The following is an 11,560-nucleotide window of genomic DNA, read 5'->3' as shown; positions in this document are numbered from 1 at the left end:
CTACAAAAGGATTGGCTTAGCTGAAATGAATCGGATGCTCTCCCCCAATCGTGGGCGGGGAGTATTTTGCTTTTTCATATCATGTTAGCTAAGTGACAAGTCTGCAATTATAAACATGGCAAAGAGGAGAACGCTTAGGTATAATGAGTTTGAAAAAAGCGATTGAAACGATTCAAATGAAATGGATTCGGTTAGGCAAATCCATTTGGAGAGCGAGGAAATAATAATGACTATTCAATTTACATACGGGGTTCGCGGTACAGAGCAAGCAAATGTAGATGCGGTTATTCGTTTTGTCAGTAAAAAAGAGTTGACGCAATCAGATGCAGTTACCCCGATCGTACAGCCGCAAATCGATGAAGCGCTTAGAGGACGTTATGCTAAAGGATTGTTTAAAGCGGATTCGGAGCAAACGGAGATTATGCCGACACTTGGATTGTATCCTGCGTCTCACATCGTGTTTGTTGGGCTTGATCAGGATGGCGGAGCTACGAGCCTGCGGCTTGCAGCAGCGGCTGCAGCCAAAGCATTGAAAAAATTACAGGCGGTAAATGTGCAAGTACTGCTGTCTGATGCACTTGTTGAAGGGCAAGCTGAAAACCTTGGAGCAGAGTCTACTGCACAAGCGCTGACTGAGGGCTTGCTGCTCGCGCTTCATGATCGACAGCCGTTGAAACGGGAGAAAGCGGAGCGATTTTCGCTGAAAGAGGTTGCACTCGTACCACAGGGAGCAGCTGCATCAGCAGAGGAAGCCGCTTTATGGACACAAGGAATAACAAAAGGCCGGTTGTATGCTGAAGGGGTCATTTTAGCAAGAGATCTTACGAATCTGCCTGGTAATGATCTTACGCCAGAACGGTTGGCGTATCATGCAGAGGAATTAGCGCGTGAGCTTGATTTGGAAATAGAAGTCATTGACGAGTGGAGCGCGGCTGAGCAGCGGATGGGCGGTCTATTAGGCGTTGGACAAGGCAGCATAAATCCACCGCGTATGATTGTTATTCACTATAAAGGCAATCCAAATTCAGAAGAGGCATGGGGACTAATCGGAAAAGGAATTACGTTTGATACGGGCGGTATTTCCTTGAAGAGAGCGGAAGGCATGCAGGATATGATTTCCGATATGGGCGGCGCAGCTGCTGTGCTGGGTGCTATTCGCGTCATTGGAGAGCTGAAACCAGCAATTAATGTCATCGCAGTCATTCCAACAGCTGAGAATATGCCTTCGGACCGAGCGATTAAACCTGGAGATGTGCTGCGCATGATGAGCGGCCATACCGTTGAGATTGTGAATACCGATGCTGAAGGCAGATTAGTGCTGGCAGACGGACTTACGACCGCCATTACAAGAGGAGCAACGAAGCTGATTGATGTGGCAACTTTAACTGGTGCCRTATCCGTAGCCTTGGGTACGCACGCAACAGGCGCGATTACAAACAATGACGAGCTCTACAAACAGGTGCAGCTTGCGTCAGAGAGAGCTGGCGAACGAATCTGGCRGCTTCCTTCTTATCCGGAATATAAGCGGCAGATTAGAAGCGATGCAGCAGATTTGAAAAATAGCGGTGGAAGATATGCCGGTACGATAACAGGCGGATTGTTCATTGGACATTTTGCCGAAGGATTGCCGTGGGTGCATCTCGATATTGCCGGAACTGCATGGCTGGATTCGAGCAGAGGCTGGGAGCCTAAGGGAGCTACCGGCGTCATGGTTAGAACTTTAGTTGAATTGATTGTACAGCAAGAATAAGCTTTGAGATGTGATGATTTGGAGGTTCGCCGCGCATGGCGTACCTCCTTTATTTGCGAAGTAATACGTGGACTAAAATGGAGGGCTGACATATGACCTATGAAGAGATAATGAAGGAATTAGAGCGGCTAGGCAATGAGCAAACAAAAATGACCTTTATTCGTCATGGAGCGATGGAGCCGCTCTTTGGTGTGAAAATCGGTGATTTGAAGAAGCTTGTTAAATATGTGAAAAAAGACGAAGAGCTAGCGCTAAAGCTGTTTGCGTCCAGTAATAGCGATGCGATGTATTTGGCGGGACTTTCAGTTAATCCCAAAACCATTGCTAAAGAGACGCTGCAGCAATGGGTCAAACAAGCTTATTGGTACATGGCAGCAGAATATACGGTAGCAGGTGTCGCAGCGGAAAGCCCTTTTGCCCATGAGCTGGCAGTAGAATGGATAGACTCCTCGGAAGAGATGGTGTCCACGTGCGGCTGGAGCACTTATGCGAATTACATCTCTATTACACCGGACGAGCAGCTGGATTTTGATGAAATACGCTTTTTGTTAAATAGAATAAAGGAAACTATTCATACGGAGCAAAATCGTGTTCGTTATACGATGAACACCTTCGTGATGATTGTCGGTATTTATGTCACGGAGCTGCGTGAAGAAGCAGAGGCCGTTGCAGCATTCATCGGCAAGGTGCATGTAGATGTCGGAAATACAGCGTGCAAGGTCCCGTTAGCTAGTGATTATATCCAAAAAACAGTTTCTTTGGGCAAAGCGGGCGTTAAGAAAAAAACATGCATCTGCTAACTGTTAATGCCCTATGGTATATAATGAACAATTCATTTTCAAAAAAGGCTATTTTTGGTTTGGCTCAATGAGTTAAACTGGAGATAGCTTATTTTATTTATGCCTCAAAGAACAATTTCTTTGTGTGTCGGAACGAAAATACATAGTGGAATAGGGGTATACTTATATGCATGCAATAAATAGAAGGAAAAATGATTTATTAGCTTATCGGCCATCCGTAACGATGGATGTTGAAGAGTTAAATCAATACTGGGAAAATGTATTAAACAGCTATGCAGAGAGGCCGCTTGATGTGAGGAGACAAACGGTTGAAACTCCAATCACGACGGTGAGAACGGAGCGTTTAACTTTTAAAGGCGGAGATGATACGCCTATTCACGGGTTATACATCGTGCCTCAGCAAGGATTGAACGGTGCGAAGCTGCCTTGTGTCGTTTTTTATCAGGGTTATACAGGCGATAAGGGACTACCAGAGCGTTATGCTGCGTGGCTGCTGCTGGGTTATGCCGTATTTGCAGTTGATGCTAGAGGGCAAGGAGGCGAAACAGGCAGCTTGCTAACCACTGATGAAGGTTTCGTCAAAGGCTGGGTTTCACAGGGAATAACGAATACCGAGCGCAGCTACTACCAGGCGATTACAATGGATGCGGTTAGAGCGGTGGATACAGCTGCCCTACAGGATGAGGTGGATGAGTCGCGGATAGCGGTTGTTGGCGCTAGTCAAGGAGGCGGATTATCATTGCTTGCTGCAGCGCTGAACTCCAAGGTAAGCGCGGTCGTTGCCGATATTCCGAACATGTGCCATATGGATTTTGGCCTAATGAATTCGACGAGCTCGCTTACGGAAATTGCTCAGTACATTAAAAGGTATCCTGATCGGCTCAACGCAGTGCTGTCTACGCTTGCTCATTTTGACCTGTTGAATTTGGCTGAACGCATTAAGGCGCCGGTGTTGATGTCGGTTGGCTGGAAAGATACCGTGTGTATGCCAGAGACCATCTACGCCGTATACAATCGGATACGATCGCTTAAGCAGCTCAATGATTATCCATTTTCAGGTCATGAGGTAAGCGAATACCAGAACCGAGAATCGATTTTGTTTTTACAGGAAGCGCTGAAAAACGGCCTAAAGCCTTCAATTGATGCAATCGAGCAGCAAGATCAGAATTAATGCTCAATTAGTTGTCCAAAAGAGACAATCAATGCTTCAAATGGATGATATCGATGCCAATATGGTTATGGATGGAGAGCGTACTATGTACTAGAATATATATGAGCTATAAAACGGTGTCCTTGACACATGTTCATTTTTCTTACTTTTCCCTTTATATGTTAAGGGATTAGTGTTTGCTTGATTATTATTGAAAACGATTTAGGCAAGTGCAAGTTGGCGAGCATGTATGGCGAGCATCGCCTTAGAAAATAATAGGATGGCAATGAATAGAGAGGGTGGAATTTTCTGCAATGAGCAACCATGATGAGCGAAATTATTCGCCTTGGCAAAGCTACTATGGCCCCAACCTTGGGTATGTGCAGGAGCAATACGAGCGTTTCTTAACTGATCCAGACTCCGTAGAGTCTACAGTTCGTGAGCTTTTTGTACGTTTCGGGGAACCTCCGGCTACACTACAAGGAGAAGCTCCGAGCATTACGGCTAAGCCAAGCGAGCAAAAGGCTGCATCACATGCAGCAGCACCTGGTCCGATTGATTCAAATATGTTGAAAAAGGTTGTCGCTGCGCATCAGCTAATGCTGAACATTCGCAGATACGGCCATTTAGCTGCAGATATTGATCCGCTCGGCTTCAGCCCTGCTGCTGATACAAAGCTGCTTGAGCCAGAAACTTTCGGACTTACGCAAGCGGATTTAACTTCTATTCCAGCATCGCTTATTTGGGATAATGCGCCAGCATCAATCTCGAATGGCTGGGAAGCAATCAACCGCTTGAGAGAGATTTATACCCGTTCAGCGGCGTATGAATTTACACATATTCATGATGAGAGTGAACGCAATTGGCTTAACAAACAGGCGGAGTCGGGAAGTTTCCCAGCACCGCTGTCTGCAAGAGAACGTTCAGCACTGCTTGAGCGTCTAATGGAAGTTGAGTATTTCGAGAACTTCCTGCACCGGACATTCGTTGGACAAAAACGTTTCTCTATCGAGGGCGTAGACATGCTCGTGCCAGTGCTTGATGAAATCGTCCGCTCCGTAGCGCATGATGGAGCAAACCATATCCTTATGGGCATGGCGCATCGCGGTCGTCTCAACGTACTGACGCATGTACTTGGCAAGCCTTATGAGAAAATATTTTCTGAATTTCACCATGCTCCGAATAAAGAGCTTATTCCGTCTGAAGGATCAATGGGCCTTAATTATGGCTGGACCGGCGACGTAAAATATCATCTAGGTGCTGACAGAGCTGTGAAGGAAGGCGAAACGATTCGTGCGAATCTTACCCTTGCGAACAACCCGAGCCACTTGGAATTTGTTAATCCAGTAGTTGAAGGCTTCACACGTGCTGCTCAAGAAGATCGCAGCAAGCGGGGAATGCCTACACAAGATCCAGCGAAAGCAGTGACGATTGCCGTTCACGGCGACGCGGCTTTCATTGGAGAAGGAATTGTTGCGGAAACGCTCAATTTCAACAAGCTGCAAGGTTATCACAATGGCGGTACGATTCATATTATCGCAAATAATCGCCTTGGCTTTACGACGAACAGCATTGATTCACGCTCGACGCATTACGCAAGTGATCTTGCGAAAGGCTTCGACATTCCTATCGTACACGTAAATGCGGATGAGCCGGAAGCTTGCTTGGCAGCAGTACGCCTCGCTTGTGAATACCGTCTCCGCTACAATAAAGGTTTTGTTATTGATTTGATTGGTTACCGTCGTTTCGGCCATAATGAAATGGACGATCCAGAAGTAACACAACCGCTGATGTATGCAAAGGTTCGCAATCATCCGACCGTAAGCGTGCTTTACAGCGAGCAGTTGAAGGGTGAGAAGGCGATTACGGAAGCGCAGGTTGAAGAATTGCGTCAACGTACGAACGGCAAGCTGCAAGCAGCCTATGATGCAATGAAAGCGAAGGAAGGCGAGCCGAAGCTTCGCGGTGAGCAAAACAAAACAACGCTGCCTACAGGCGAGGAAGTACGCACTGCAGTTCCGCTTGAGACGCTTCGTGAAATCAACCTGGAGCTGCTTAACCGTCCAGAGGGTTTCACCGAATATACGAAGCTTCAACGTATTTTGCAGCGCAGAGCTTCAGCTTTGAACGATGGGGAAAAGGTTGACTGGGCACATGCCGAGACGCTTGCATTCGCAACGATTCTTGCAGACGGTACACCTATTCGTCTAAGCGGTCAGGATTCGGAGCGCGGAACGTTTGCACATCGTCACATCATGCTTAATGATAATGCGACGGCAGCAAAGTTCTCGCCGCTGCACATTTTACCGCAAGCGAAAGCATCCTTTGCCGTTCATAACAGCCCATTGTCGGAAACGGCAGTACTCGGCTTTGAATATGGCTACAACGTATTTGCGCCTGAAACCTTTGTTATCTGGGAAGCGCAATATGGTGACTTTGCCAACGTTGCCCAAGTTATTTTTGACCAATTCATTTCAGCTGGCCGTGCGAAATGGTCGCAAAAATCAGGCATTACGATTTTGCTGCCGCATGGCTATGAAGGCCAAGGACCGGAGCATTCAAGCGCTAGACTTGAACGTTTCCTTCAGCTTTCAGCTGATAACAACTGGACCGTTGCGAACCTTTCAACGTCCGCTCAATATTTCCACTTGCTGCGTAAGCAAGCAGCGTCGCTTGGCACGGAGCATGTTCGTCCGCTCGTTCTAATGGCGCCTAAGAGCTTGATCCGTAACCCTCGTGTTGCGTCGCATGGTGTTGCTTTCAGCGAAGGCTCATTCAAGCCGGTGCTTCCGCAATTCAAGCTGACAGAGCCGAAGGAACAGAAGGATAAAGTAAAACGTTTGCTTCTTTGCACCGGTAAAGTAGCTATCGATATTGAAGAGGCGCTTGCATCGACAAATGCTGAAGATTATGAATGGCTGCGTGTTGCAAGAGTAGAGCAGCTGTATCCGTTCCCTCATGCAGAAATCGAACGTATTGTGAAGCAATTCGACAAGCTTGAAGAAATCGTATGGGTACAAGAAGAACCGCAAAACATGGGGTCATGGAGCTTCATGGAACCGCGTCTTCGCGCGTTAGCTCCTAAGAAGGCAGCTGTTCGCTACGTTGGCAGACCTGATCGTTCAAGTACTGCAAGCGGACACCAAGAAGTACATGCCGCAGAACAAAAATGGATTATTTCGACAGCATTGAACGGCAAACCAGTTGAAACAAGTTTGATTAGGGGGTAGTGACTAATGGCTGAAATTATTGTACCGGAACTAGGCGAGTCCATTTCTGAGGGCACAATTACCAAATGGTTCGTGAAGGAAGGCGACTCCGTCAATCAGGGAGATGTCCTACTAGAGCTTGAAACCGATAAGGTTAACATAGAAATTAGCGCAGACAATAGCGGTGTTGTATCTCGCATCGCTAAACAAGACGGAGAAGTTGTACTTGTAGGCGAAGCGATCGGTTCGATTGGAGAAGCAGCGGGCGGCGCAGCCGTACCTGCTGCTCCGGCAGCTGAGCCAGCACCTGTTGCTGCTCCTGCCGCAGTAGCTGCACCAGCTGCTGCTCCAGCAGCGCCTGTTGCCTCTTCTGCAAATGAAAGTGCAGCAACGATTAATGCATCGCCAGCTGCTCGTAAACGTGCTCGTGAGCAAGGCATTGATCTTTCAGCGCAAGGACAAGCTCCTGCTGCTGCACCTGCACCAGCGGTTGCCACTCCGGTTAAATCTGCTCCGCTAACACAATCAGAACCTGCTAACGCAGGCAAAGATGTGAAGCCAACTGAACGCAAACGGATGTCTCGTCGCCGGGTTACAATTGCTAACCGCCTAGTTGAAGCACAACGCACAGCAGCGATGCTGACGACTTTCAATGAAGTGGATATGACTGCGATTCTTGATTTGCGCAAACGCCGCAAGCAAGCTTTCTTCGAGAAAAATGATGTAAACCTAGGTTTTATGTCATTCTTTACGAAAGCTGTAGTTGGTGCGCTTAAAGCATTCCCACTGCTTAATGCTGAAATTGACGGCGAAGATATTGTTACGAAAAAATTCTATGATATCGGCATTGCAGTATCTGCAAAAGAAGGTCTTGTCGTTCCGGTCGTTCGTGACGCGGACCGTCTAAGCTTCGCTGAAATCGAGAAAAATATCGTTGAGCTTGCTGGCAAAGCAAGATCAAACACGCTTGCTATTTCTGATTTGCAAGGCGGAAGCTTCACTATTACGAATGGCGGCGTATTTGGCTCCTTGCTGTCCACGCCAATTCTTAATGCACCGCAAGTTGGTATTCTCGGCATGCACAAAATTCAAATTCGTCCAGTAGCAATCGATGACGTTCGTATGGAAAACCGTCCGATGATGTATCTTGCATTGTCTTACGATCACCGTATCGTAGATGGCAGTGAAGCTGTTCGCTTCCTCGTAACCGTCAAAGCGCTTCTAGAGGATCCAGAAGCACTTCTTCTCGAAGGCTAAATATAAAGTATCACATTAGAGACTGTCCTTTAAGTAGAGTGATCTACTCAAAGGACAGTTTCTTTTTTTTGTGATTAAGATGGCCATTTTATTATGTTATGAAAAAAGATGTCGAAAAAAGATCTGAATATCGATTACAATAAACATAATATTGAACATGGAAGCGGGCGTATTATCGGCTACAATTAAGATTTAAGAAGTATTCAATGGAGAGAGGCTGCATAATAGGTGCGAGAATCCTTTACTAATCTCACAATGCTCCAGCGGTTCATCGCRTTGTTTATTGCACTAGTCGTTATACCTGTTATTTTTATGGATTGGGTTGTCTCGCGGAATGTCGCAGAAATTACGGAACGGCAAGTGGGTTCGACGCTGGTGAAGTGGGTGGAATCGAGTCATGTAACGATTGATCGAACTATCATGCATATGGAAGAGACCATGAATTCGATCATGATGACCAAGGAAATTCAGGAAATGCTTAATATCCCGTTGTCTTCATCCTACGAGCGTTTTAGACGATTCACATCTCTGGATGAGATGCTGCTCAAACAAACATCTCCTAAAATAGCATATTCTTTTTTTATGCCGGATTCTGAAAGCCTTTACTCTTTTGTGCCTTCTTTGGATATGCAGACGCGAGGCATCTACTTCTCTACAAATGTGGATGCGCTTCCATGGTATAAGGAGGCTTATCGTGCACAGGGGCGGGGAGTGCTGAAGGTACTGCATCAATTCGGAGATAACCCGTCCGATCTGGAAACGCTTGTTATGGTTAAACAAATGAACAGCATAACGAATGGGCGCTCACCAGAAGCTGGGTACTTAATCGCGTCGGGACTTGAACGTGTGCTGGCAAGTGATCTTGATCCTGATAATGTGGCGAAGGATGGCGAATTATTGATTTTAAATGAAGATAATACGATCATCTCAACAACAAGCAACTACTCCATCGGAAAGATCCTCCCGTTGCCGGACTACGTATCGAATTCCAAAGGTGGATATTATACGCTAGAGGTTGATGGGAAAAAGTGGCTATATGCCATTCATCAAAGCGAGCAAAGTAAAACAAAGCTGCTCTACAAAACACCGCTGCAATCTATAATCGGCGATCATGAGGTTATTGAGCAGCTCGTTTATTATTCGATGATGGGTTATTTCCTGCTCTTGCTCCTATTAGGTGTTTACTTTATTCGTTCCATCGTTCGTCCAATTTCTAGACTCGCTAGGCATACACGCTCTTATGAGCCAGGCAAACCGCTTGGCTTAACACAATATCCACAGCGTACCAAAGATGAAATCGAAATTTTAAACAATAATTTCATGGATATGACAGAGCGGTTAAATGAAACGATCCACGATAAATATGTGCTTGAGCTGAAGCAAAAGGAGGCGGAGCTGTCGATCCTTCATTCACAAATCAATCCGCATCTGCTGTACAATACGCTGGAGTCTATTTATTGGAGGATGACGCTTGAGGGAACGGACGAGTCAGCGGAAATGGTGCGTGATCTGTCCCTTGTTATGCGAATTGGCCTTAGCCGCGGCAAATCATTAATTACGATCGAAGAAGAGCTGCAGCATGCAGAGGCTTATGTAAGGCTGCAGCTAAAACGTTATGATTATAATTTTAATGTCAATTGGATCATTCAAGAGGAAGCGAAGAGCTGTCTTATTCCGAAGGTTGTGCTGCAGCCGCTTATCGAAAATGCAATCGTGCATGGCATTAAACGAATGGATAGTGATGGTGAGCTATGGATATCAATCAAGCTGGAGCTGGATTGCATCGTCATTGCAATAGAAGACAACGGATATCGCTTGAGGGATGTTGCGCACATTTATGATATTTTGGAAGGCCGAAATCCTGATGCAGGATACGGCATTCGAAACGTCAATAAACGAATTCAATTGCATTTTGGCGATTTATTCGGTTTGGAATATGCTTTGCGTGCGGAAGGCGGGCTTCGGGCTCAGCTTACGTTACCAATCTCACATACCATAGATGACCTCATGAGGGAGGAAGAGCATGTATAATATACTGATTGTTGATGATGAACCGATGATTTGTAAAGGGATCAGCTCAATATTAAGGCAGTCGGATATTCAAATCGGCGAGCTGTTTACGGCTGGCAATGGCTTTGAAGCTTTGGATTATTTTCGATTGGAAAAAATAGATTTGATCATTACAGATATTCAGATGGAGCATATGAACGGCATTGAACTCATGGAAACGATATTTGTAGAAAATAGTGCGGTCCCGATTATCGTGCTGTCAGCGCATGGAGAGTTTGCTTATGCTCAGAAAGCAATGAAGTTCGGCGCCAAAGAATATATCGTGAAGCCAGTCATGCCGAAGCAGCTTATTCAAATAGTTGGAGGTTTGTTAAGACATAAGGAAAGTAAGCTCCGTACGGCATCCGATGCTGCGTTCAACCGCAAGTTTTATTTGGAGGAAACGAATCCAAAGCAGCATATGCTGCTTAACGAGTTAATTACGGAAGGGCTTGGCGAATCGGAGGTTGAAGCTTTATTTCAATCATTAGGATTAAAAATGGATGGCCCCTACTTCAGTTTATTTACGATCCAGCTGCATTTGAAAAACGCTGGTAAAACGGATAAAGACATTCAGTCCTTGCGGGATCGGAATTTGCTTAAGTATGCCTGCTACAACGTGGTAGAGGAAACGATCAGCAGCTGGGATAAGTTATTGTTTTATTCACCGAATGGAGCTCTGACTGTCGTGCTGCAGCTTTCAGCAAAAGAGCTGGACCATTCAATGAGGAGCAGTCTGCTGACGACGATTGGACAACAGCTTCATGCGCATTTGCTGGAATATTTGAATGTCCAATGCACGATTGGGATTAGTACGATTAAGGAAGGGCTGTACAGCTGGGCAGAGCTATACAAGGAAGCGATCTCTGCGCTGAAAATGACAGAGGTTCATCATGATCATCATGTATTTTTGGCCGAGGATGTGTCAGACAAAAAATCTACGGAGGATCATAATGGAGATATTCAGGAAGCGAGAGGCTACATAGACCAACATTATAGTAAAAAAGGAATGAAGCTGCAGGATATTGCGGATGCCGTTCATCTAAGTCCCAATTATTTGAGCTATTTATTTAAAAAGGTGCTTAATATTACGATATGGGATTACTTGACGAAGCAGAGAATGGAAGCGGGAAGAAGGCTGCTGCTTACGACTGATATGCGGAGATACGAGATTGCAGATGAGATTGGTTATGAGTCGCCGGAGCATTTTAGCAAAATGTTTAAAAAGTATTTTGGCTATAATCTATCAGATTTAAAAAAATAACATTTCTGCTCGTGCTGCTGCGCGAGCAGTTTTTATATGTCGAACCCTATGTCGAAATCATAACAGCGCACACCTTAACCG

The 11,560-nt window shown here is 45.8% G+C and carries 7 protein-coding genes; all 7 read left to right on the top strand.

All coding sequences use genetic code 11. The features are described from left to right. Positions 1-226 precede the first annotated feature (226 nt). The 7 genes from AC1DSE_RS20540 to AC1DSE_RS20510 all read left to right on the top strand — a co-directional run bounded on the left by AC1DSE_RS20540 (position 227) and on the right by AC1DSE_RS20510 (position 11,479). Positions 227-1,750: a leucyl aminopeptidase gene (locus tag AC1DSE_RS20540; protein WP_477528103.1), complete on the top strand. Its 1,524-nt coding sequence runs from the start codon at positions 227-229 to the stop codon at positions 1,748-1,750. A 92-nt stretch (positions 1,751-1,842) separates the two neighbouring features. Continuing rightward, positions 1,843-2,550 carry a DNA alkylation repair protein gene (locus tag AC1DSE_RS20535; RefSeq protein WP_477509433.1) on the top strand — a complete coding sequence of 236 codons (708 nt, stop codon included), beginning with the start codon at positions 1,843-1,845 and terminating at the stop codon, positions 2,548-2,550. Between the two features lie 166 nt (positions 2,551-2,716). Further along, positions 2,717-3,721: an acetylxylan esterase gene (locus AC1DSE_RS20530; RefSeq protein ID WP_477509432.1), complete on the top strand. Its 1,005-nt coding sequence runs from the start codon at positions 2,717-2,719 to the stop codon at positions 3,719-3,721. A gap of 293 nt (positions 3,722-4,014) precedes the next feature. Further along, positions 4,015-6,930: a 2-oxoglutarate dehydrogenase E1 component gene (locus AC1DSE_RS20525; protein WP_339207570.1), complete on the top strand. Its 2,916-nt coding sequence runs from the start codon at positions 4,015-4,017 to the stop codon at positions 6,928-6,930. A 6-nt stretch (positions 6,931-6,936) separates the two neighbouring features. Continuing rightward, positions 6,937-8,166 carry a 2-oxoglutarate dehydrogenase complex dihydrolipoyllysine-residue succinyltransferase gene (gene odhB / locus AC1DSE_RS20520; protein WP_477509431.1) on the top strand — a complete coding sequence of 410 codons (1,230 nt, stop codon included), beginning with the start codon at positions 6,937-6,939 and terminating at the stop codon, positions 8,164-8,166. A gap of 228 nt (positions 8,167-8,394) precedes the next feature. Then, on the top strand, positions 8,395-10,197 hold the full coding sequence (locus AC1DSE_RS20515) for a sensor histidine kinase (RefSeq protein WP_477509430.1): 1,803 nt from the start codon (positions 8,395-8,397) through the stop codon (positions 10,195-10,197). Beyond that, positions 10,190-11,479: a response regulator gene (locus tag AC1DSE_RS20510; protein ID WP_477509429.1), complete on the top strand. Its 1,290-nt coding sequence runs from the start codon at positions 10,190-10,192 to the stop codon at positions 11,477-11,479. The genes AC1DSE_RS20515 and AC1DSE_RS20510 overlap by 8 nt, the downstream gene beginning before the upstream one ends. The last annotated feature ends 81 nt before the right edge of the window (positions 11,480-11,560 follow it).

This window comes from Paenibacillus sp. 01L418, assembly GCF_056400045.1.
Note: the sequence above shows the minus strand (reverse complement) of the source record. Positions and strands in the feature narration are given on the sequence as shown.

Coding starts and splice junctions, on each gene's coding strand:
- AC1DSE_RS20535 (WP_477509433.1), top strand. CDS start 1,843: ATGACCTATGAAGAGATAATGAAGGAATTAGAGCGGCTAGGCAATGAG.
- AC1DSE_RS20530 (WP_477509432.1), top strand. CDS start 2,717: ATGCATGCAATAAATAGAAGGAAAAATGATTTATTAGCTTATCGGCCA.
- AC1DSE_RS20525 (WP_339207570.1), top strand. CDS start 4,015: ATGAGCAACCATGATGAGCGAAATTATTCGCCTTGGCAAAGCTACTAT.
- odhB (WP_477509431.1), top strand. CDS start 6,937: ATGGCTGAAATTATTGTACCGGAACTAGGCGAGTCCATTTCTGAGGGC.
- AC1DSE_RS20510 (WP_477509429.1), top strand. CDS start 10,190: ATGTATAATATACTGATTGTTGATGATGAACCGATGATTTGTAAAGGG.